Here is a 23829-nt window from a genome sequence, read left to right as displayed (position 1 = left end):
ACTCATCACCCTTCCCTTCCACGCTTATTCGCCCTTGTCTGTTTTCTGAATAAACTCGTTCATTTCCTTCACGTACTCCTCGCCGCCGTTCTTGTACCATCCGTCCAGCAACGAATCAAATGCATCCACCGGGGTAACGCCAAGATTAATCTTCATGATCGTCTGATCCCATACTTTTTTGTAGTCCATAAAATTCGGCTTCTTTGACGCTTCTGGCATAAAATCCAAATGCTTGGACTGCACAACCGAATCAACCGATTTATCCAGCCAAGGGGTACTCAATTCGATAATTTCTTTTGGCGTCGTAATCGTGAAATAAATTTCGGTATCGCCTGCACGGCGCATCGTATTTCTGCGAATCGGCGCTTCCTCCTTGTCCTCGGTTTGGACCTTGCTGCCGTTCTCTTCCTTGTAGTCAATGCCTTCGTATCCAATCAGCACCGTCGGATAAGCTTCATCCGATAAGAAATAATCGAGTACATCGATCACTTTCTGCGGATTTTTCGCCTCTTTCGTCAGCGCCCAGAATCCCCAAAGGCCGACACCGTATCCGACGCCTTTGACAACGTCCTCCTGCTCATCCTTAACGAATACGTACGTAATTTCCGCGTCCGGATTTATCTTCTTCAGCTCTTCGTCATGCCAGCCGTAATGGCCCGCAAAGCCGGGCATCACACCTGTAATGCCGCGATAAAACCGCTCCCGCGCGGTCGTCGAGTTGTTCACCGCCGCATCCGGGTCAAGCAGCCCATCCTTAGTCAGCTTGGCTGTATAGCCAAGCGCCTTCTTGAACGAATCGCTGTTCCGGTCATACATCGCATCCATATAACCATAATCGCCACCGTCTGCTTTCTGCCAGCCGAGCACGCCGAATTGACTCGTCAGGATCGGTTGCAGCACCTTGTTGCCGTCGGCAAACGCCGCGTAACCGTATGTGTCATCCTGATTGTTGCCGTCCGGGTCATCCTTCGTGAATTTCGTCAATATATCTGTAAATTGGTCGAGCGTAATTTCCGAGTTGTCCGGGATAGTAATGCCGAGCTTATCCAGCCAGTCCTTGCGCATCCAGTAGGCGTCATTGCGGATAACCGTCGTTCTCGGAATGCCGTAGATGTTCTCATCCTGCTGAATCTTCAGCGCGTTCCACGATACATCATACGTATATTTCGTCAGATTTTCCGTGTTTGCAATGTATTCGTTCACCGGGACTACGAGTCCGTCCCTTACGGCGTTCAGGAAGCTTTGGTCGTTGGTTTGAGGAAAATAGACCAAATCCGGGTATTCCCCCGACGCCAGCATAAGCTGTACCCTTTCCTGGTATCCGGTCACAGGAGGGATTTCAAATTCAAGCTTTACGTTTAGGTCCTTCTCGACTTGCTCCACCCACTTGCGATCCGTTGCCGATAGATTGGCTTGCTCGTGGTTGGCCATGATTTTGATCGTGACCGGTTCTTCGTCTTTGCCGTTCGCTGCGGTCTGATCGCTGCCCCCTTTATTCACATTGCCGACTTTGCCGCTGTTTCCGTTATCGCGGCCGCTGCATGCCGCTGCGAACAGCAGCATCAATACGACTAGCCCGATGAACGTTCCTCTCCAAGTTCTGCTCATTTGTTTTCCCCTTTCAATGTTGTGGACCGATTTATATAATAAAGGGATTTCCCTTATTACCCTTTGACAGACCCGAGCATAATGCCCTTAACGAAATACTTTTGCACAAAGGGATATACGCACAGTATCGGAATCATCACGATCATCAACGTCGCGTACTTCAGCGTTTCCGGAACGACCGCACTCTGCCCCGATTCTGCTATGTTGCCGCCGCCGGAAATTTCCTGCATCCGGGCTCCTTCGATAATTTCCCGCATAAACAGCATCAACGGCCAGTTCTCTACGCTGCGGATATAAATAATGCCGTTGAAAAAGTTGTTCCAATAGCCAACTGCGGCAAACAAACACAAGGTCGCTATGATCGGCTTGGACAGCGGGACCACAATTCGGAATAAGAGGTACGGATCGGATGCCCCGTCGATTTTGGCCGCTTCCTCAAGCTCTTCTGGAATGCTTTCCATAAAGTTTTTCATCAGGATCAGGCTGAAGCCTGACAGCAGCATAGGCAGAATCAGCGCCAGAAGCGTATCCAGCAGTCCCAGTTCGCGCATGAGATAAAAGTTTGGAATGAGTCCGCCGTTAAACAGCATGGTGAATACAACAAGAAGCAAAAAGAAATTTCTTCCCTTCAAATGCTTTTTCGATAACGGATAGGCCGTGATGATGTAGAGAAATATCCCTAGCGTTACTCCGCTGACAGTGACGATAATCGTGTTCAAGTAGCTGCTTAACAGGATCGGATGCGATAATATTTGAACGTAGGCGGCAGCATTAAAATCCTTCGGCCAAATCATCATCGGATTTTCAACGAATGCGCTGTAAGAGCTGAGCGAGACCGCGGCCACATTCACGAAAGGATACAGCATGATCAGGCACACGGCCGAGATTAAGAAGTAATTGATCGCATCGAACAGTTCAATGCGTTTAAGGTTGCGCATATCATTCACCTACCATATCTGATTACCGAATATGCGCGCTATCCGGTTAGCGATTAGAATTAGCGCAAATCCGACTATCGATTTAAACAAGCCGACCGCAGCCGCGAACGACAACCGTCCGTCAATCAATCCGATCCGGTAGGTGTACGTCTCAAATACGTCGGCTACTTCATAGGTTAGAGGATTGTATAACAGAAACACCTGTTCAAAGCCGTTGTCCAACATATTGCCGATCCGAAGGATCAGAAGTACGATGATCGTTGTCGCAATTCCCGGAAGGGTAATGAAACGGATTTGCTGCAGTCGGCTGGCCCCGTCGATCTTAGCCGATTCGTACAGCGTCGGATCGATTCCCGTCATGGCCGCCAAGTAAATAATCGTTCCCCAGCCAACGCCCTTCCACACCTCCGCCGAAATGATGATCGAACGGAAATAATCGGGGTCGAGCAGAAAGTTGACAGGCTCCATATCAAGCGATTTGATTACGGCGTTGACCATACCGGTCGAAGGTGACAGAAAGTTGATAATCATGCCCGCCAATACGACCCAGGATATAAAATGAGGCAGGTACATGATTGTCTGGGAGATCCGCTTGAACACCATCCCCCGGACCTCGTTAAGCATGAGCGCGAGTAGAATCGGCGCGGGAAATTCCCATACCATCTGGTAAACGCTAAGGAGAAGCGAATTCCTCAGCACCTTGTAGAAGTCTCTGGCTTGAAACAAATAGTCGAAATGCTCGAAGCCGACCCATGGGCTTGCCATAATTCCCTTGACCAGGCTCAGCTCCTTGAAAGCGATGACGATGCCGACCATCGGGACATACTTGAATATCAATAAATAGAGCAAGCCAGGTATTAGAAAAAGGTAAAGCCATTTATTGCGTAATAAATATTTTTTTGATCCATTCAGCCTGGAATGGCCCGGTTTCACATTCAATCCGTTTTCTGCGCTGACCTGCATAGGCTGAACCTACCTTTCATTCTATCATTTCGTATTCGAGATCCAGCTGGGATGTCGTATGTGCATCGACTCTGAATCTTGCCTGAACTGCCTCGAAACGGTTTCCCCGCATAGTTACCCGCTTCGCGTCACTAATATCGACAGCTAGCTTGAGGTTACGGAACAAACAATCCTCTATGGTGATTCCTTCCATATATAAGCCTTCTAACCCTTCCGCATTGATGCCGATAGCTCCTGAAGCCTTCATTCTCGGCGTGCCGCCGCAATTTTCGAAGATGCATTGCCCGATTTCGACGTTTCTCGGATGCCCCGCCTCCAGGAAGCCCGTATGCTCACAGCCGATGAATATTCCCTGATTCATCAGGTTTATATAGCGGACATTGCGAATCTTCACATTGTCATACCTCACCACATGCCCGCAGCCGGCCACATTTTTGAACAGACCGCCATCCATGTCATAGGAGCTTAAGCTCCAGCACATCGGCACGACCAACGTTTCTTGGGACAGCGGCTCCGGCAGCTTCTCCTCAAAGGTAACCGAGTATATGTTAGCCCCTTCACTATATCCTTCATGCCGCCAGGAGCGGATGGTTCGCCTTGCCGTATCCGTTCCGTTCCAGAACTCCACATCCGTCCGGTCCTTCAATGGGGCATAATTCCATTTGGCTTGAAGCAAGACCGTCCGTTCATCGACAACCCGCACCAACGTCAAAAACGTGCTGTGCATATTTTGACCATCCATTCGGACGCCTTCCACAACCATCTCGCGAATGGTAAAATCGCCACTGCATTTATAAATCTTCCAGGCGTCCCGGGGTGCCGTAAACAGCAGATTCCCTTCCGGCTTAAACACGACACGCGTCGCCGTGACGTCCGAGCAGCATTCGGTCTGCATCGCAAAGCCATTTGCGCTGACCGTATGAATGTTCTCGATAGTCAACTGACTGCAATGCTCGAATTGAAGCTGAAAGTCGGTCAAAGACCCGAAGTGCCAGGACAATCCTTCGCCCACTGACACTTGGGCTGCGACGGCGCTGCTGTCCAGCCGCATCCTCCTGTCTGAACCGCCGCCGATCCGGCGCCAGCTCGCGCCGGCGCCCTCACCGTAGGTCAAGCTTTCGCCGAGCAGCGCACCGGCCGAGAGGTCGAAACGGTTGGCGCAATAACAGGCCATGCCGTCGACGAGAGGATTGCTCTCGAAGACATCCACGATAATATGCCGCTCGCCTTTCTCGGTCACGATGCCTGCGCTCGAGTAGGGCATGCTTCTTGTAAACTTCATATTTTTTAACGTAAAGCCGTCGCATCCGCTAATCCAAAGAATGGAGGGCAAATAGGCCTGGTTTTTTCCGTCGTTTCGCCCCTCAAGCACCGTTGCAGGTTTGCCCTGCTCATCCGCTTGGCCCTCCAGCGTCAATCCGTCATACCCGCTAATAAAGAGATGGTTCTCACTCCATCCATGGTCTGCAAATACCGTATTCGATACGGAGCTCGTTAGCGTGTAAGTACCTTCATCGAAAATGACCTTCGCACACCGATTGGCAATCGCATGTCTAATGGCTGACAGAATCGCTTCCGCTTGATCGGAGCGATCATTAACTGCAGCTCCAAAGTCGCGGACATACACGTCTTCTGTCGCAGAGGATAACGGTTCCATTTTGCAGCCTCCCTTTCCCATTACACCCGCGCGAATCTTGCGACAAATCCGCCTGCCGGACTGAGCGGAATTCGCAGAGAAGCGCTTCCTCCCTTCAAACGCTCCGAGCTGCGCACAAGCTTAGTTCCCGTTTCCTGATCTGAACTCTGTTCCCTATCGGAAATGTATTCCGCCTCGTATTCTTCCTCGCCTAGGAACGATAGATCAACGGAGCTGAGCAGCATGCTATTGTCCGTGCCGTTCAGGATGCCCAGGAACCAGGTCTTTCCGCTTCTCCTGGCGAATAAGGCCAATTGTCCGATAGCGCTTGGAGCGAGCACGCGGGTTTCATCCCATACCGAAGGGATCGCCTTCAGTAGATCAAGCACGGGCCGGACAGACGAATCCTTGAGCAGAAATTTCGGATTTTCGGCAATCACCTGCATCGGAGAAGTGAATACAATGGCCGTTGCGAGCTGATGCGCATGCGTGGTGAGACCAGGGTTGGAAAAACCGACTGGCGTATAATCGCCATGCCCCGCCACAAACCGGGTGAACGGCAGCGCCGCATTATGCCAAGCCGGAATCGGCCCTTCCTTCATTTTGTTTAATTCAAGGCCGCGGATCCCTTCCCTGGAAATCTCGTTCGGATACGTTCTGGACTCGCCTGTCGGCTTCGATATCCCATGAAAGTTAATCATCAACTTGCGCTCCGCAGCCAGCTGCAGCGCGTTGATCTCGAAATCGATCGATGCTTTGGATTCGCAATCAATAAAATCGATTTTTACGCCTGCCACTCCCGAAGCGCGAGCTTTATCCAGAAAATCTCGCATATTGCGCCAATCGTTCGCCGGACTGTCGATTTCCTTGGACCTCTTCCAGACGAACACGCCGATGCTCCGATCCACCGCATAGTTTGTTACTTGCCGCAAGTCTTCCCATGGGTCCTGCCATAGCTCCCAACCTTCGTCTATCGTCGTATATTCGAAGCCGAGCTCCTCCGCGCAATCGATCATTTCCAGCTCTTGATCGGGCGCTCCCGTCCCTAAGCTCCACCAGCGCCATACGGAGCGGCCAGGTTTAATATATTCGGTCTCACTGAACAGCTCAGGAGAAGGAGAAGGATTAAGGTTCGTAAGCAAATCGCAATTAACGAGTCCATTCAAATCTGGGCTATAAAGCGTGACGCGCCAAGGCGTTACGATATCTCCCTCCAGTTGAAAGCCTGCGCTTCCTTCCGTAAAGTTAGCCTGCACCGCCCTATCCCCGGTTGCCTCCAGGCGCATGCCGCTGTAATGATACAAGGCGGCTTCCATAATCGCCGCATAGCCTTGCCCGTCCGGCAGCTCGATCACCATCGGGGTCCCCTGTACCGGACCTTGGCTGGAGACTGTCGAGAGCTGCTGGGCATCGACCTTGATAAACTCTCCCGCGTAGCTTTTCAGCTTCCAGTCATTGTTGCGTTCAAAGATCCATATCCCGCTTCCCTCCGGAATGCGCCAGCTTGACGCTTCGCCATGTACGGTACGGTTTCCCTTACCAGGGATCACGTACCGGTAAGCCGCCCCATCCTCATAAGCTCTGATCTGCAGCTCATACGCGGTTCCGCTTGCCTCATGCGACAGGGGAAGCTTAAGCTCGTTATAATGGTTGACGGCCTCCGTATGACACCCCCGGGTCGGATAAGTTTCCATCACCGTCTGCTGGCAGGGTTCACCCGCTATGCAGCCCGATCCTAAATCGTTGCCGTCAATTGTAATGCCCAGAGAGGATGTCTCGATGACAGCCGATTGTTTAATGCTGACGTCGTACTGCAATCGGCTGCCGCCGCCTGTATAAATGGCTATCTCCAGGCCGCCCTTTGGGCTTGCGAGGTTTATTTGCTTAATTGGACTAATATGCTGGACCATGTTCATTCTCCTTTGTGCCTATGTTGGTAATGTATTCGGTGCTTATGTGCCAAGTATAGTGAATCACTCGCATGGAAGACCATTCATAATCCCATGATAAATTCAATTATTTAACGATGCGCGAGCAGCCCGTTCAATCCTGCACAGGCACGAACATCACGGCGTCCGCTCTATGTGCCATCCCCTCGGTTACGGTCAATGTAACGCTGCCCGCCGAGCCTGCAGGGAATGAGTAAGTCCCGAGCGAAATCCACTGCTGGCCGCCGTAACCCTGATCCACAACCGCTTCATGGTTAGCGTCTTCGGCTGTCACCGTATACTTGGCATAATTGGTATTGTTATAAAAGGCAGGGTTCCAGACCCATACCTCATAATCGCCCGCCTCCGTCATATCCGGCATCCATCGCGCCCAGTCGCCGGGCGATGAGGAGAGGCGCGTTTCGCGGTCATCGCTGCCGAACGCTTCCGTTACCGTCGACCAGGAGCCGGAATCCGAATACCCCGCATCGCCATTATCTACGATGACCGAGCCGGCCGGGAACGGACCTTGGTCTTCTTTCTTGTAATACCTGAAGTAATCGAAGGTTACCTCGCCTGGCAAGCTCGCTTCATCCACCGGAAGGGTATAAGCGATCGAAGTGAGCCATACATTTTGACCCGCGGCATGCGGACCCGGGTAATCCATCACTCTAATCAATTCGCCATCGATAAAAAATTTCACATGCGTAGGCGTCCATTCCCAGCCATAAACATGATAGCCGTCTGCCGAGTTTACGCCACTGTATTCCTCATAGCTCCCGAATACTACATGCGCGTCACCCGGATACCAGTGATGTCCGGCTGTTCGGATCAATCCCGGATCATGCGAATCGATTTCAAATCCGTCGATTTCATTCACCTGATTATCGGAGGCGCCGTATACAACATCATCACCATCCAGGACGGCTACCCGTTCATTTAATCCCGCCTGCCAGAAAGAGGTGTGAAAGCCCGGATTGCCCCATAGCTTTGCTCTTGTTTCGTAATATCCATAGTCCATTTCCCGCTTGCTGATGACTCCGCCAGCCGTATACTCGGCTCCGTTCGAACGCTCCTTCTTCAATGCGATATGCAGCTCGCCATCGCTGACCGTAACGTTTTCCTTACGGTTGTCGCTGTACCGGGAGACCCCGTAACGGTAATACCACTCCTCTTCATTCACCCCGCTGCCCGAGAATTCGTCGGCAAACTCCAGCGCATAGCCCGAATCCGGTTCGAAGGGCGGCTGCTCCAAGCCTATCTCGTAAGCTAACGACCTTTGGCCGTCCTTCGACGTTACTTCCACTTTAACGGATTCCGGCATTGAAGCCCTGTCTATCGTAAGCGATTCCGTTAGATTTCCGTTGATCCTTATCGACTGCCCCTCATCCGCTTTAATTGCTGTGACCGTTACATCTGTATTGGCCGTGACGGTATAACGCTTCCGATACGGCTCAAATGCCAGCTTCCCTTCCGACACCTGAAGGCCGGCCAGCCTTTCATAATCGCTGGCTAAGTCTGGAGAAGGAGGCTCATCTCCGTACACTTCCAAGGAATATAATCCCGTATAAGCCAGTTCCCTCGCCTTGTCGGCGTAGTAGCGGACATAACGGGCTGTTACCGGCTCGAATGCAAGGATTTCCAATATTGCCGGCGAGCCGTTCCTGACGTATAGATCCGTCCACTGCTTGCCATCATCCGAGGCTTGTAGCTTGAAGCCGCTTGCATCCGCCGGATTGTAAAGCGTCAATACCGCTTCATCGAGCGTATAACGGTTCCCCAAATCCACCTCCAGCCATACATAGGGATGTGCGTCAAAGGATAAGTTTCTCCAGGCCGTTGTTCCGCTGCCATCCAAGGCGGCGCTAGCAGGAGCAAGCAAATAAGCTTGAGATGCCAACGCCGGCTTGCCTGCCGCATAATCGCCGCTTCCTGCATACACCGTGTAGGCTTTCGTTATCGAGCGGTCCTCCGCCTTCACAAGGACAGGAATAGTATGAACGCCAGGCGTTAACGCGATCGGAGACGAGGCCGTTCCGCTGTTAACCTTCTCGCCGGCTACGTAGATTTCCGCATGGGGATCGTGTGATGTCGGCACGAGCGTCATGCTGTCGGCTCCGTTCGGCGCGCCGTATGCATATTCCGTTACGGCAGGGTCGAACACCGGCGGATCCGCAGCCGGCGATACCAGGCCTGATGCTCCCGCCCTAAGATCGGCCAGCATCGCATCCGTTCGTTCGCGATAGAGATTTAAAGTGTACTGCTGAATGGTTGCCGCGTCGGGCGCGGTGACTCTTACGGCGATGGCATTGTTTCCTTCCTCGAGTGCAATCGGCACTGTTGCGGTGCCATTCTGCACATAAACGCCGTTTACAGTTACGAAAGCCTCCGGATGATTCGGCTTTACCGTTAAACGGACCGTCTCCGTGCTGCCCTTTACGCGATGCGTGAACACATCCAGCCCCTTGCTCCGCTCGGCTTCCGTTTCATCCACCAGCAGCTGGCGCAGCTTCGCATTGCTGCTGGAGGAGGTCGCGCGCTTCAAGGTAAGCGTATAACGCTTCTGAAATACTTGATTTTGCGCCGTAACGATAATCTCGACTTCGTTGTTCCCTCTTGCCAACAGGATCGGAATGGATTCGGAAGGGGGAGTGCTAACAATCATTCCGTTCACAGAAACCGAAATGGCAGCCGAATGATCTACGGCGATGGCGTCCAATGTGACCGTTTCCGTCTCACGAGGGAACAAGTAGGCATACGCTGCCCGGCCGTCTTCCAATATCGTCGTGTTATTGAGTGTCAGCGACGATAACGCGGCAATCCGTGAATGCAGCTTCTCGAATTTGACGGCATCCGCATGAACGAACGAACCGGCCGGGGAGGATGCATCCCGCTTCAATCGGACATATTCCTCGTGTCCTTTGCCCATAAAGTCGTATATGCCTAGCTCAACCCATTCACCTGAAATGCTTGTAATATCAGCCAAGTTGATTTCACGAGCTTCGGACTTGCCGTCCCGGTATACCTCTACCTCGGCAATGCCGTAAGCGGATGGGCGTTTCGGCACAAATACGGATACGCGGTACGTGCCGATGCCAAAGGATTGCCCGCTTTCTTGGGGCGTCCATTTCGCTTCCGCCGCGCTGGCGGAGGTGAAGTGCGATTTCCCTGCATAGCCGCTTACCGAGCTTGACGAGCTGTAACTGAATCCCGTCTGCTCGAAGCCCTGCACGGTCACCGGGAATCCGTCCTTCGTTCCATTCGTATCATTGTCGATCACGAAGGCAGCCAGCACCGCCTCCTCGGATGCGGCAGCCATCCCTCCCGATCCGCCAAACGGTGCGATTAGCAGCAGCAAGCTGCACGCCAAGTAACAAATGAACAGCTTTTTCTTCAGCCTTTCTATGCGCATGAGCCTCATTCTCCTTTTCATTCAACTGACTACACGGAAATTGGCCCGAATACAGGAAGCGGTATTCCGAGCGCATCGATAAGGTTGACAAGCGGATGAAAGCCTGAGCCGTGGAACAGCTTGGCAGCAGCAGGTACCTCGCGTTCGAAGCAAAGCTCCACTCCAAGCTTATCCGCGGTTAAAGCTGCTTTCGGCAGCCAAATCTCCCCATCCGCTTCCAGAAGAAATCCGAATGCCTGCTTCACCGGCAGCAGCGTCCCGTTAAGCTCGTTTGGATCCATACGCAGCGTAAGCGCCGTCCTTGCATGATCCCATTCGAAGCTTGCCGGGCGAGGTCCGCTACCGGAACGGATCCCATGAACCATGCTTAATGCCTGCCAAGCAAAACGTCTCCCGATCCGTCGTAAGGATGTGGCGTCCACATGGATAGGATCCGACAATACGGCATCGATCGCGGGAACCATGGCCGCATAAGAGTCATGAGCTACGAACCGGAACTGTTCGTCCTGAATCCGGTTCCACCATTGCGAATGTTTCTCCCAGGTGTGGTACCGGGACAATTGGGCATATAAAAACGGAAGCTCCGGGTTGTTCAGATCCTCTCTTAAGTGCCGAAGAAGCTGGGTTAACCGATCGGTGTAATGGGGAGTAGCCGTTTCATTCGCATCGCTTTCCCCTTGATACCAGAGGAGTCCGGCTATTTTTCCGCCATTTGCCCGTACTCTCCTTAATAAAGCGCCGTATAAGGACTTCCCTTCCGCCGACTTGAGATCCGGGTCCCATTGCTCCATACTGGTTCCGCCATGAGCGCACATCATTAGTCCGACAGGAATCCCCGTCTGCCGGAGCAGCTCCTTCCCGAAAGCGACGCCAAGCCCCGCTCCCTTCACCCGGTTCCTTCTCTCACCTGCTGCGGCCGCTTCGCGTTCCTCCGGCGGCACGCCCCAATTTACGGGATCGACGGATTCCTTCAGCCAGGTAAGCGGGTCCTTCGCTATGTCCCACCGGTCTCCCATATAAAAGCAGCTGACGCCTATTGCCGGCTCCTCTAAATCCGTCAAATAGCCGCAGCCCTCCATATTCGACTGACCGGCAAGCACCCACAAATCGCCGACAAAAAGAGGCTCCAAAGTCGTCTCCGCCATCACTTCCCCCGCTGCAAGACCGACGACCCGTATTTGCAGCACATGCTCTCCTGCCGGAACGTTTCGAATGACGCCATGGTACGTATCGGTGCATGCGAATGAGCCTAAGCTCGACCAAACAGACCTCGCGGAGTTCCCCTTCAACCGCGTCATGATTGCACCCGAAACGGATTCACTCAGCCGCAGCGTTACCGGAATGTCCGCTGCTTCCCTTTCATTCCGCTGATATACACGGTGAGGGACCGGGCCTTCCACCTGCAAATCGTACCGCATTCTTATCCTCCTTATCGCCTTGATACTTGAAGCTGTGTCAGATTATACGGGCTGCGGGAAACGGACAACATGAAGGATGCCACGATTTTTTCATGTATTTCATGAAGGCATCAGTCGGCAATCAACGAGCAATCAACTGAAACCCTCATGCTCGAACCACGCAAAAAAGCCAACCCCTCGTTACGGATTGGCTTCGTCGGATGAAGAGAACTCTCCTCCGTTCTATCGGTAAGGCTCGAGACCCGCGCAGTTACCGGCTGTCGGTCGTTAATAAATCCGAATTTCAATCACTTCGGCGCGAGGACCGCCGTTCATCGCTTCCACGACGCAGCGCAGCTTTGCGGCGCTGTTCGCAGCGGAATAAGCATCCTTGTCTGGCAGCGCCCGGAAACAGAAAGGTCGGCGCACCAGATTTTTCATTCCCCATAGCACAACCAACTCGTCATGGCGGTTATCCTCCAGCTCTATCGTAGCCCGCGCACCGGCCCCCCGTTCAAATGCAAGCACACCTGTTAGCGGATCATTCGAGAGATGGAGCCGCACATACTCATTTGCCTTGATGATGACAAATGCATTCTGAGCTTGCTCCGGTTTCCAGCTCGGCATTACGGAAATCCACTGCAGTTCACCGGCGCTTACCTCGGAAGCACCGCTCGCCTCAAGCCTGTGCGGGACATAGTTTTCCCGTGCTCCATACCTCCACCTGAAGCGTCGTCTTCTGCTTCACGTCAACCAGCAAATCAAGCTGCCGCAGCTCGGTGGATATGGGCAAGAGCAGACTGGCATTGCTCGCCAGCGGAAATGTCTCCGCAGGCGTTTCCACCGCCAACCTACGCAGCGTGCTTGATGCGCTGACCGTGGTTTGGCGTGCAATTACAGAGCTTCCCATCATTTGGACGAGTCTATGCAGCATACGGCGGAGTATTCGTTATTCTTGCTGTGCTGTGGGGATGGCTGGTCGATAAAAAAACACCCGATATGTACAATTGGATCGGAGCCGCTGTTTGTGTTGTAGGAGTCTCCATTATGCTTTGGGCTCCTAGAAGTTAATACGTTATTCTGCCCGTTAACTTGAAGCTCCGTCAGTCTAACACTTAATTTTTCTAGTCTAAGACTTTATTTTCTTTTGACATTTAGCAGATAAGTCAATTAATAAGCAATAAAAAAGCCAACTCGAAGGGTGGCTATMACTCAAAAAGAGTGCAAAAGTATAGATAGGAGTGGAGAGATTTATTGTCGAATTTTTTCGTATTTTGCGCAGCGCCACAGCCTGCAAAAACTAACATCATTGCCAGAACCATAGATAAAACCATATAACTTTAATCATCCTTAACATAAAACACCCTCCTTGGTTATAAACAGTTATAACTAAATATATCTAAATTTAATTATATAGTTAAACACTTTTGTAAATGCCATTAACAAAAAGGACGATATTCCGGATCGTCAAATGACGTCGGATATCGTCCTTTTTATAGGAAACTATCGCTTACAGGATGGCGGTAACGTTCAGCTGTTTAATGAACTTCCTCCACAAACAGATTCGTGAGCGAACCAAGCTTCTCGATTTCGATCGTAACCGTATCGCCTGGCTTCAGCCACACCCGCTTCGCCTCCGGGTAACCGAGTACGACTCCCTCGGGCGTTCCGGTAAGAATGATGTCGCCGGGGTATAAGGTCATATGCTGTGACACGTAGCTAACGATTTCATCACAGCGGAATACCATATCCGATGTATTCGACTGCTGGCGTACTTCACCATTGAGCGTGGTGCTGATTGACAGATTGTTAGGATCATCAATCTCGTCCCCAGTGACCAGATAAGGGCCGAGCGGACTGAACTTGTCCAKGGATTTGCCGAGCAGCCACTGCGGCGTGCGCATCTGCAGGTCCCGCGCAGACAAGTCGTTGACGCAGCAATAACCGAACACATGCTCAAGCGCCCGCTCTCTCTCTACGTACTTTGTTTCCTTGCCTATGACGATAACCAACTCGGCCTCGTAATCGACTTGGCCCGTTACCTTTGCCGGGAGAGGTATAGCTTCACCATGGGCAGCTAGGGTGTTATCAAATTTGTTGAACAGAATGGGATACTCTGGAATCGGTGCATTCGTTTCTAGCGCATGCTTGCGGTAGTTCAGCCCGACACAAATGATTTTTCGCGGAGCAGCAACGCACGGACCGAATGAAATATCTTCTTCACGATACAGGGCAGCGGAGAACTTTTCCGGCGAAGCGGCAGCTTCCTCAACGAACCGTCTCAACGCGAGCAGTGCATTCGCTCCTCCCTCGATGACTTCCATGACCTGCGTCGGTACGCGGGGCTCATCCTTAATTTTCAGAGCCTCTAGGACATCCAGCACGCCTGTATCCAATTTGATTCCTAAACGATCGCCATCTTCTTTTTGAATCACCAAAAGCTTCATATATAACTTCCTTTCGTATATGGATTATCCAAACGGCCGGCGGGCTAGGCGTTCTTGCCGAAAACGACGCCTCCGTCGACATAAAGCGGTGAGCCCATCATGAAGCTCGACTCTTCCGATGCAAGGAACAGCGCCGCCTTTGCCACATCTTCGGGTCGGCCCAATTCATTGCTGAGCTGCCGTGTTTTTAGAGACGCGATTGCAGCCTCAGGATCTTCATACGAGGTGCGGAGATAGTTTTCTACGAACGGCGTCAGAATGGTTCCAGGCAGAAGTGCGTTTACGCGGATATTGTACGGCGCATAATCGACCTGCATCGATTTGGTAAGCGCCAATACCGCTCCCTTTGTAGCTGAGTAGGAAGCACGTTTCGCAAGTCCAATTTCCGCAATGCAGGAAGACATGTTAATAATCGATCCGCTCGTGCGTTCCATCATGTGGGGAAGCACATATTTGCTAGGCAGATATACCCCGCGAATATTGACCCGAATGACACGGTCCCAGTCTTCCGGCTCCACCTCGTGGAGCGCCCCCACGCCGCTGATGCCGGCATTATTGAATAGTACATCGATACGGCTGTATGCCGCCAAAGTCTCGTTCACCATGGAGCGCACGGAATCCGGATCTGTAACGTCCGCATGCACAAACCAGGCCCGCCCCCCTTGCGACTTGATTTCTTCGACCGTTTCCCGGCCTTTGTCCGCATCCAGATCGTTGACGACGACAAACGCGCCTTCCCGCGCAAACAGCAGTGCCGAGCTCCTGCCGATGCCCGATCCGGAACCGGTTATGAGCGTCACTTTATTCGCTAATCTCATGTTTAAACGTCCTCTCTCCGATTGGATTCTATACTCCCAGCTGCCATGAAGACGAATCGGCCATTCCTAAAGGCTGGGGCCGATACGATTAATACTGAATTCTTGATGACCCAACGTTTCCGATTTCGTCCATTTCCCATCCGCTACTTCCACAATCTCGCGCCATATCCGTTCGCCCGCAGTCTCCAAGCTTATCGTTCCGTCCAGCATCGCGCTGACGTCGACGTCCATGTTGTCCTCCATACGTTCGAACATCCGCTTGTTGCCCGTTATTTTGATGACCGGCACGACAGCCGCTCCCGTAGGCGTTCCCCTGCCTGTCGTGAAGCAAACGATGTGGACGCCTCCCGCCGCCATGCCCGAAACGCATTCGATATCGTTGCCCGGCGAGTCCATGAAGTAAAGTCCTCCCTCCGGTATCTGTTCCGCGTATTCGATAACTCCTTTGATTGGGGCTTTTCCGCATTTGCTGATGCAGCCGAGCGATTTCTCTTCGATGGTGGATAGTCCGCCTTGGATATTGCCGGGACTCGGATTGCCGCCTCGCATGTCAGTGCCCATCCTCTCCACCTCTCGTTCGAAACGGCTGACAATGTGGTAAAGCATCTCTGCTGTATCCGGTGTTGCACAGCGCTGTGCAAGCACATGCTCGGCACCGATGATCTCCGTCGTCTCGCCGATGACGACCGTTCCACCCGTTGCGATTAGCGAGTCAGCAGCTGCGCCAAGCGCCGGATTCGACGCCAAGCCGGAAGTCGCGTCAGAGCCGCCGCATTTCACGGCTACTTTCAGTTTGGAGAGCGGGATTGGCACTTTTGGTTGGCGTTCAAGCTCCCCCATCATTCGTTTTGCTATTTCAGTTCCTTGCTGAATCGCTTTAACCGAGCCGCCGACCGATTGAATATCAATCACTTCTACGGGCTTGCCGGTCTTTCGGATCTCGTCCGCAAGCGCATAAGGATCAACTACTTCGCAGCCTAGACTTATGACGATAACCCCGCCTACGTTCGGGTTTTTGCCCGTCCCTGCAAGCACCTCGAAAGTACGTTCTTTATCTGCACCGATTTGGCTGCATCCATGCTGATGCGGAATCGCCACGGTACCAGGAACAAGCTGCATGATCCGGCTGCAAACCTGATTGGAACAAATGACCGTTGGAATGATGAGCAAATGATTGCGGATCCCGATATCCCCGTTCGGCCTTTCATACCCCATAAATGTATTCATGCCCCCGCCTTTCCGGCCTTATCGCCTCTGCCCCGTATTCCTTCAATATTATGGACATGAACATGCTGCCCGACCATGATTGCGGAGCTGGAACGACCAATGATTTCCCCGTATTTCCGCACGTCCTGTCCTGCGTCAATCGCATCAATCGCCAGCTTATGGCCAAACGGGATCGCATCAATCACCGTTATTTCATGAATGCCTTGATCATCTCTGTAGCGGACCGTTTCTCCTGACGTGACATCACGCAGCAGCGTAGCAACATGATCCCGCTTATCCCTGATCAATGCGTCGACGCCTTTTGCTATTTCTTGCATCATGCAGCATCCCCTTTGCTTTTATGATCGTTGACGATAAATCGCCTTATAAACAAGGTTTACAACAGTTAGGTTCATAATAATCGAGCTTCGAGGATATGAAAATAGCGAAAATACGCTTATGTGTACCTTATTTTGACTATTACTCTCCTAGCATTTACACTATAACCAAACACGATATGTTTTCTCAGCTTGTCAATCAGGGAGGGTCCGCCATTTGAAACCTATTCGTAAGCAATTCGATGCTTCCGCTCCTTTCCCGCTCGAATTCAACTACCTTGCATTAAAGGATTCGCATAACGAGCTACCCAATCACTTGCACGATTGGCATGAAATCGTCTATGTCCATGCGGGAAAGGGTGTTTTTTTTATTGACGGGTCTTTCTATGCCATGGAGCGCGGCGATTTATTCCTTCTGCCCGGCAACACCGTCCATCGCGCATTGCCGGAGGAAGAAGCTCCTTTGACGGTGAGCGCCATTTATTTTCATGGTCGTATCGCGCAGTGGAACTCGTTCGGCGATACCTTTTCTTACGTCCAATGCTTCGAGCAGGCAAACAAATGGAAGTGTCATAAACTGAGTGTGGATAATGCCGACCGTGACTTTATTGAGACCATTCTGGTTAATATCAACAGAGAGCTGTCAGTCGATAGACCGGGGCACCGACATGCCGTCGTGCTCCACCTGCTCCAGTTGCTGCTTCTGCTTAATCGGCAAATCCCCGTTCCAACGGCAGAAGGGAAAAATACGGGAGCTCCGGAGTGGATGAGGACGACACTGCGTACAATCGACGAGCACCCATTCGACGACATCGGCTTGTCCACTCTGTCCGCCAAAGCGGCAGTGAATCCTTCCCATTTTACACGTGTCTTCAAATTACTTACGGGAATGACATTAACCGAATATGTCACGGCTAAACGGATTAGCCGCGCCAAGGAGCTTCTCCTATCTTCGGATGCGCCAGTCTACGCAATCGCGAATGAGTGCGGCTTCGAGAGTCTGCCGCATTTTCATCGCACATTCAAAAAACTAACAGGCATGACCCCTTCCGGCTATAAACGAAGAAGCCAGGCGCCTGACATTCCTCACTTGTAATAAAAAGATTTTTCAGCGCGAGCCCACGTATGTTAGTTTTATGCAAGTTTCGCTTAGTTTCGTGTATGTCGTATTGGCTGCGCATCTCCTATAATCGGTGTAGAAATTCAAATCACCATTTTCCAGGAGGTTACCGATTATATGAGCAGCTCACCCATTTTACTGAATGACGAACAAATGAGACGATTTATTACGGAAGGTTTTCTAATTTTAAACACTGATTTCCCAGAAGCCTTTCACCGTGAATTGACCGATGAGCTCAATCGCGTATACAAGGAAGAGGGAAACCCGGGCAACAATTTACTGCCGCGCTTCCGCGAAATTCAACAAGTATTCGATCATCCCGTTATTACGGGCGCATTGACTAGCGTTCTTGGCCCGGACTATATGTTGCATGCTCACCGTCATGGTCATTACAATGCCCTGCCCTCTGCCGGCGGTTGGCATAAGGACAGCTACTGGGGCTATTCGAAAATGCGCAATCATCATCCATGGTGGGCGATGGTCATGTATTTTCCGCAGGATACCCCGCTTGAGCTAGGACCGACGGGCTTGATGCCTGGCACGCAAAATTATCAAACACGCACCTTTGCTGCAGACGAAACGCCAGGAGAAGCTTACGCTAGCGGGAAAGCCGGCACGTTCGCGCTCATCCATTACGATATTTGGCATCGCTCCACGCCTAATGTGCTCGGGAATGCCCGCTACATGTTGAAATTCGAGTTTATGCGTACTGTAGCTCCCACCGCGCCTTCTTGGAATAATCAAACTGCGGAATGGACGGAGCCAGCCGGTCTCAAGCTTCCGATCGGCCGTCACGAGACGATGTGGGAGGAAACGTGGAACTGGCTCTCCGGCAGCATCGGCAGCCTGGCCCATACGGCAGCTTCGGATGAAGAGCAAATCAGTCAGCTTGCCAAGGCATTAGAGGATACGTACGAGCCTAACGCGCTGAATGCGGTCTATGAACTAGCGAGGTATGGCGAGAAAGGGATCGAAGTGCTGTTGAAAGGACTCCATCATGAGCGTGTGGACGTATCACGCTTGTCCGCTTATGGCCTGGCTGCTGCGGGTGCCTCAGCAATTGATGGATTAAATGATGCACTATTAAGCGAACGCGAGGAAACCGTCAAACATGCGGCGTTTGCGATCGGGGAGCTGCGCCACTTGGCTGAAAATTCGCTTCCGGCGCTTGGCCGTCTCATATCTCACCCCTCCGCTTCGGTGCGAAGCACGGTGGCTGAAACGTTTGGCATGATTGGCGGTTCCAGCCAAGCAAGCGTCGATGGGTTGATTCGATGCTTGCAGGATGAGGATACTCAGGTTCGTTTTACAGCAGGCCTTTCATTATCACTCTTACGCTCCGCTGCCGCATCGGCCGTTCCCGCTCTAGCAGCTGCGCTTAATGATGAGAATCGCTACGTTAGGGCGCATGCGCTCGAAGCCCTCCGTTACATTGGCACGGAAGAAGCCAAGGACATTTTGATCAAGTCGTTGTTTAATGCCCGCTGGTGTACGACCACCACGCCGGCTAACGCTTTCTATCCTTAAAGCTAAGAGGTAATAGGCTATCCCACTTTTGGGATAGCCTATATTTTTTTAAGGGCTGCTTCTTTTATAAGTTTAGGAGAACCGCTTTTTCCGTGTATAATGTCGTTCATAGGCGGCGAGGTTATTCGTTCAAATACGCTTGCTCACCTCTTTCGCTGACTTTTGGCCGATCATGAATGATTCGAATTCCTCACTGGCGATCGAGACGACCTTGAAATCGCTGTTTAGCTTTTTTCCAGCCCCGTCCAGAAGCTTTTTGAATAGCCTGGGGGCTTTCTTCCACTGACTTAGCATCCGTCTTTCCTTTCGGCACCGGAAGCAAACCCTTCGTTATTTTTTGACCGACTTCCTTGAGATTTTTCTCTGTGATGCCTTTGTTTATTGGGAAGCCTAGCAATTCCGGGGAACTTTGCATGTCCACGGACAACAAAAACTTAACGAACTCCCAAGCTTCCCGCTGTGCCTTGGTCTTGCTGTTTATTCCGAGTATGAAAGGGGATATGAACTAGCCGCCAAGAAGATATCCACTGACTCAACTCAACCCCAAAGAGCTCCTGTCCGAAATCACCAATTACAACCTCCTTCTCACGGTCAACACATATATCTAGGTATAAATTTTCGATTTTCTCAATCTTTAGCTTCAATTTATCGACGTAATGATCTATGAACTTTGCATAAATCACCTTACTAGGAATAACATCAGGTCTACTCATTCAGCATTGTATCAAATAACCATCTGGAACTGTTCCCAACTGGACCAAGGAGCGCCATGGGTCGTTGAAACGAGCACAATAGATTGAATTCTAGTCGTTTTCGCAAAATCACGGAACTAAACTAAACAAAAGCCACGTCACAAAGACGTGGCCATTGACTCTACGATAGAATTTCTAAAGACTCTATTAACTATGACACGTTATCTCTTCGCCTTATAAAACTCATGATAAAGCTTCATCAACGCCCTTTTCTCAATCCGCGAAATCCCTAGCTCCTACGCAATCTCCCGTTGCGTCCGCTCATCCTCGCCATGCTCCAGCCCAAAGCAGTCAATCCCTTAAATAGATATTTTAAAGAAAGCTTCTAATTAGAGCTATTTGTACCATTCTGCTTTAATTTCATCGATATTCATTTCTTTCCATTTACCTTTCCATAGTTCCCAATATGGAATGTCGTTTGAAGATGAATTTCGACGATCTCGCCTGAAAGCTCATGACCTAATGTACGGGGATAGGTGAAATAAGGCTGATTCCCTTTGTAAGCGTGCAGATCCGTTCCGCATATTCCAATTCGCTTCACCTTGACGAGCGCTTCGCCTTCCCGTACAACCGGTACTTCCGATTCTCTCATTCTCAATACGTGAGGTTCTTCGCATACGATCGTTATCATCAAAATGCCCTCCTGTCAATAGGTAAATGAGGAAACCAGGAAGTGCATTCCACCGCTTCCTGGCTCTTTGACACCTTGTAATTTGGAAATTAACTCCCTGATACCGGACCGAACTGACACCGTACAACCGTGTTTGTCATGCGGACTCTCGAAACCTTTATGTCCATTTATGTGTTCTTGTGTACCTCATAATACAATACCATTGCACAATGAGGTTCTAGGCCGTTAAGTTTCATCGCGTTCGTGTAATACCCGACTTCCTCGTCCGTCCAAAAATCGTAAACCCGATAGCTCCCATCCAAACTTATCTCGATATCTTTAGGCTGGTCGTCAATATTGAAGACGCAAATGAGATATCGATCCTCCAATTTAATTCGTCCAATCGTATAAGTTTCATCGTCAAAGCTGGCGGCTTTGCCGGTTGGAGGCAAGAGCTTTTGCAATACCCGAACATTTTGCTCCGACAGAGATGGAATTAAGTCTCCGCTTAGGATCATCCCTCCGGATGCTAAGATAACGGCTTTATGAAATTCGAACTCTTGATCCGAAATATCCGATTTTTTCTCAATAACTTCACCGCTAATCGTCTGATTATGATACGTTACCCTTTCAAGGACTACGACATCCGGGTCGTTATACCACAAGGTATCGTTTTGCCAGTTTCGGGGAAATAGCTCCTTCGCATTGCCACTGACATGTTTCCAGTCCCTTGCAATATCATTGGTCACCCGGTTCCCGTGAACTAAACCAAGAAGCGGCCAGAAAGGAGCATTGCACCCAAGAATGAAGCTGTCGTGCCCGACTTCATCGACAATCGCCTTCATTCCACTGCGAAATGCTTCGATTCTTGTTGCTTGTTTGTCGTAACGGCATCCTGGCAAGGCACCGTATTGCAGAAAATCCAGTTTAAAATACCTCCAACCCCATTCATTATGCATAACCCTGACAGCTGACCTCAAATAGTTTTGAGCCTCAGGATGCGTTCCGTCCAGCATATACCATTGCTTTTCCGGCAGCTTCTTTTTCTGACCGATTCCATTGAACGGTTTGCCTTCCTCATCTTGAACCAGCCAATCCGGATGCTCAAGCATCAGCTTCGACCCCGGTTCTACAATAAAGGGAGAGATGTAACCTGCAGCTTCAATCTCGGTTGCCCGGATTCCTTCACTAATCGTTTTGACGTCTGCCCCAAGCGTGACACTCGGAATTAAGAAGTCGCCGTCGGCTGCTGCATAGCCCCCATCAATTTGAATTCGCTTCAGTTCAGGTATTCGCTGGACCATGCTGCGCGCATTCTCATAGAGACCCTCTGCAGTTATTGGGCGAAGGCAATAATAGGAACACCATCCCGTAGGAATTTCAGGGTAAAGCATTCGCGGGTGGTTCCGATTGAGGCATTCAGCCAATTCTTGAAAGAGCAGATCGCGGTTCGCTCCGGAAGCAAACATGAATTGTTCCAATCCCCACGACTGGCCTGGCCCCAGTTCTAAATCTTCTGTATCCATAATCACTTCTATATAGGAATTTCTGAATCGGAACTCGCCTGAAAAGCGATTGCATGAAGTAAAGGCCAACAGCAAATGCTCCTCATGACTGGGAGACAAGGCCAACAGATTGTATACCGTCCATAAGTTCTCATGAAACGGAGTTTCGGGGACTCGGAAGAAGTCACGATCTTTTCCGTATGCCCCGATCACATTGGGCAAAGAAAGAGTGCCACTGTATTGGGTAAGCATTTGAAAGCCTTCACCGTAAAATGGAGTATCAGGAGCGATAGGCATATCCCCAGAAAAAAGTACGACCTCTTTAATCCGCAGTGAATGATCGGACCGATTGACAACTCTAGCGTTTAAAAGATTATTCTCCCATGATTTCTCTACGGTAACCTCACGGTCAGTAGCTGTTGTGCAATCGGAAAGTCTCACACTAGATTTTATTTTTTTCATATCGTCCAAATTCAGCATATTGAACCTCTCTCTTCAAATAATTCACAATTCGAAATCGTCTTCATATAGCTGGAATTTCCCAGAGACTAAACCGAAATGAACTAATTCGATTCTTCTTTATCCCTCTCTTGACCTTTTCAAACATGTACCTCTCTCAGTGCTTCTTCCACGGAAAGCATTTTACCAATTCTCGACGATACGGCTGCAGCATGCACCAAGCATTGTGACTTCAAATAATCTCTTCCGTTGGGCCTTGGCTCTCGCTTTTCCTGCAACGCAGTTAGAAATTCATCGATCGACAGCATGTTTCCTACCCCGGCAAAGGTGTATTCTTCATCGGCCATCCCATCCTTTATAAGCTGCACTCGGTTGCTCGTCACCAAAATCGCGCCATCCGCTCCTTCGAAACGCCAATCTCCATACCATTCGGTCAGTTTTCCTTTGGCCATCAAGTTGCCGTGATAATCCACGACCGTCCCGCCGTCTAGCTCCATCCAAGCACTTAGGTGGACTGTCGTCGTTTCCGTCCAGCTGCCGGGCGGATTGCTGTTCATCGCGAACACTTTCACCGCTTCCTGGCCGGTAAAATAACGGATCATATCGAAATGATGAATCGTTACATCTTCCAGCAGTCCGTTTTCAAGCCAACCAAAATAAGGAACGGGTACGACATGATAGCGGTCGAATTCGATATGTACCGATGACAAATGTCCGATAACGCCACTGTCTAAAAGCTCCTTCGCCTTCAGAACCGGAGCGAAAAAACGGTAATTCTCTGAAATCATGAACGGGATGCTTTTCAGTTCGGCTTGGCCGACAATATATTGCGCATCCGTAATATCGTTGGAAATCGGCTTCTCGCAAAGAACTGGCAGACCATGCGCAAATGCGATCTCATTAATCGTAGTATGAATATGGGGAGGCGTAACATTTATGACGAAATCGGGGCGCTCGCTGATGATCGCATCTTCCAAAGACGAATAAAATGGGGTTTCCGGATCAATCGTTTCGCGCAGCTGAACGTTCGCCTCAACAACGCATACTTCCTCCACGCCAGCATGGCGTCTTAATTTCTTGTACCACCCTGAACCGAAGTTTCCTAATCCGACCAGAACAGCCTTCATATTGCTCATCCTCTCTTCACTTCTTATCCTTATATTCT

General features: G+C 50.8%; 19 protein-coding genes and 1 pseudogene. 3 read left to right on the top strand and 17 right to left on the bottom strand.

All coding sequences use genetic code 11. The features are described from left to right. Positions 1-24: 24 nt before the first annotated feature. The 9 genes from AC1DLI_RS24730 to AC1DLI_RS24690 all read right to left on the bottom strand — a co-directional run bounded on the left by AC1DLI_RS24730 (position 25) and on the right by AC1DLI_RS24690 (position 12816). Complete coding sequence (locus AC1DLI_RS24730) at positions 25-1608, bottom strand: extracellular solute-binding protein (RefSeq protein ID WP_477607135.1); 1584 nt, start codon at positions 1606-1608, stop codon at positions 25-27. Positions 1609-1664: 56 nt separating this feature from the next. Further along, positions 1665-2546 carry a carbohydrate ABC transporter permease gene (locus tag AC1DLI_RS24725; RefSeq protein WP_477607134.1) on the bottom strand — a complete coding sequence of 294 codons (882 nt, stop codon included), beginning with the start codon at positions 2544-2546 and terminating at the stop codon, positions 1665-1667. Positions 2547-2555: 9 nt separating this feature from the next. Further along, positions 2556-3509: an ABC transporter permease gene (locus AC1DLI_RS24720; protein WP_477607133.1), complete on the bottom strand. Its 954-nt coding sequence runs from the start codon at positions 3507-3509 to the stop codon at positions 2556-2558. Between the two features lie 16 nt (positions 3510-3525). Then, positions 3526-5166 carry a pectate lyase family protein gene (locus AC1DLI_RS24715; RefSeq protein ID WP_477607132.1) on the bottom strand — a complete coding sequence of 547 codons (1641 nt, stop codon included), beginning with the start codon at positions 5164-5166 and terminating at the stop codon, positions 3526-3528. 20 nt (positions 5167-5186) lie between these two features. Further along, positions 5187-7055: a glycoside hydrolase family 97 protein gene (locus AC1DLI_RS24710; protein WP_477607131.1), complete on the bottom strand. Its 1869-nt coding sequence runs from the start codon at positions 7053-7055 to the stop codon at positions 5187-5189. 133 nt (positions 7056-7188) lie between these two features. Beyond that, entirely contained in the window at positions 7189-10485 is a 3297-nt protein-coding gene (locus AC1DLI_RS24705) for a cadherin-like beta sandwich domain-containing protein (RefSeq protein WP_477607130.1), read from the bottom strand. Positions 10486-10514: 29 nt separating this feature from the next. Beyond that, complete coding sequence (locus AC1DLI_RS24700; protein ID WP_477607129.1) at positions 10515-11903, bottom strand: sialate O-acetylesterase; 1389 nt, start codon at positions 11901-11903, stop codon at positions 10515-10517. Between the two features lie 267 nt (positions 11904-12170). Further along, positions 12171-12509, bottom strand: coding sequence for a hypothetical protein (locus AC1DLI_RS24695; protein ID WP_477607128.1), 339 nt, complete (start codon positions 12507-12509; stop codon positions 12171-12173). 52 nt (positions 12510-12561) lie between these two features. Next, positions 12562-12816, bottom strand: a complete 255-nt coding sequence (locus tag AC1DLI_RS24690) for a hypothetical protein (protein ID WP_477607209.1) — start codon at positions 12814-12816, stop codon at positions 12562-12564. On the opposite strand from AC1DLI_RS24690, the pseudogene AC1DLI_RS24685 reads away from it, so the two are divergent. Then, positions 12777-12953, top strand: a pseudogene (locus AC1DLI_RS24685) (YnfA family protein); the annotation flags it as partial. The gene AC1DLI_RS24690 and the pseudogene AC1DLI_RS24685 sit on opposite strands and share 40 nt — an antisense overlap. A 467-nt stretch (positions 12954-13420) precedes the next feature. Here AC1DLI_RS24685 and AC1DLI_RS24680 read toward each other — a convergent pair. From AC1DLI_RS24680 to AC1DLI_RS24665, 4 genes are all read right to left on the bottom strand, one after another. Next, positions 13421-14329, bottom strand: a complete 909-nt coding sequence (locus tag AC1DLI_RS24680) for a fumarylacetoacetate hydrolase family protein (protein ID WP_477607127.1) — start codon at positions 14327-14329, stop codon at positions 13421-13423. 44 nt (positions 14330-14373) lie between these two features. Further along, the gene (locus AC1DLI_RS24675) at positions 14374-15147 is read right to left on the bottom strand and encodes an SDR family NAD(P)-dependent oxidoreductase (RefSeq protein ID WP_477607126.1); all 774 of its coding nucleotides are present in this window, start codon (positions 15145-15147) and stop codon (positions 14374-14376) included. Positions 15148-15213: 66 nt separating this feature from the next. Beyond that, positions 15214-16374, bottom strand: coding sequence for a UxaA family hydrolase (locus AC1DLI_RS24670; protein WP_309000287.1), 1161 nt, complete (start codon positions 16372-16374; stop codon positions 15214-15216). Next, entirely contained in the window at positions 16371-16694 is a 324-nt protein-coding gene (locus tag AC1DLI_RS24665; RefSeq protein ID WP_477607125.1) for a UxaA family hydrolase, read from the bottom strand. Before AC1DLI_RS24665 ends, AC1DLI_RS24670 begins: the two co-directional genes overlap by 4 nt. 214 nt (positions 16695-16908) lie before the next feature. Between AC1DLI_RS24665 and AC1DLI_RS24660 the strand changes: the two genes are divergently transcribed. Continuing rightward, positions 16909-17787: an AraC family ligand binding domain-containing protein gene (locus AC1DLI_RS24660; RefSeq protein ID WP_477607124.1), complete on the top strand. Its 879-nt coding sequence runs from the start codon at positions 16909-16911 to the stop codon at positions 17785-17787. Positions 17788-17928: 141 nt separating this feature from the next. Next, complete coding sequence (locus AC1DLI_RS24655) at positions 17929-19338, top strand: HEAT repeat domain-containing protein (RefSeq protein ID WP_477607123.1); 1410 nt, start codon at positions 17929-17931, stop codon at positions 19336-19338. A gap of 190 nt (positions 19339-19528) precedes the next feature. Here AC1DLI_RS24655 and AC1DLI_RS24650 read toward each other — a convergent pair whose 3' ends face one another. The 4 genes from AC1DLI_RS24650 to AC1DLI_RS24635 form a co-directional block, all read right to left on the bottom strand. After that, entirely contained in the window at positions 19529-19768 is a 240-nt protein-coding gene (locus AC1DLI_RS24650) for a hypothetical protein (protein WP_477607122.1), read from the bottom strand. Between the two features lie 692 nt (positions 19769-20460). After that, complete coding sequence (locus AC1DLI_RS24645) at positions 20461-20721, bottom strand: alcohol dehydrogenase catalytic domain-containing protein (protein WP_477607121.1); 261 nt, start codon at positions 20719-20721, stop codon at positions 20461-20463. A 167-nt stretch (positions 20722-20888) separates the two neighbouring features. Next, entirely contained in the window at positions 20889-22685 is a 1797-nt protein-coding gene (locus AC1DLI_RS24640; protein ID WP_477607120.1) for a glycoside hydrolase family 36 protein, read from the bottom strand. A 119-nt stretch (positions 22686-22804) separates the two neighbouring features. Beyond that, positions 22805-23800, bottom strand: coding sequence for a Gfo/Idh/MocA family protein (locus AC1DLI_RS24635; protein WP_477607119.1), 996 nt, complete (start codon positions 23798-23800; stop codon positions 22805-22807). Positions 23801-23829: the final 29 nt, after the last annotated feature.

The sequence above is a fragment of the Paenibacillus sp. 01T443 genome (assembly GCF_056398325.1).
Note: the sequence above shows the minus strand (reverse complement) of the source record. Positions and strands in the feature narration are given on the sequence as shown.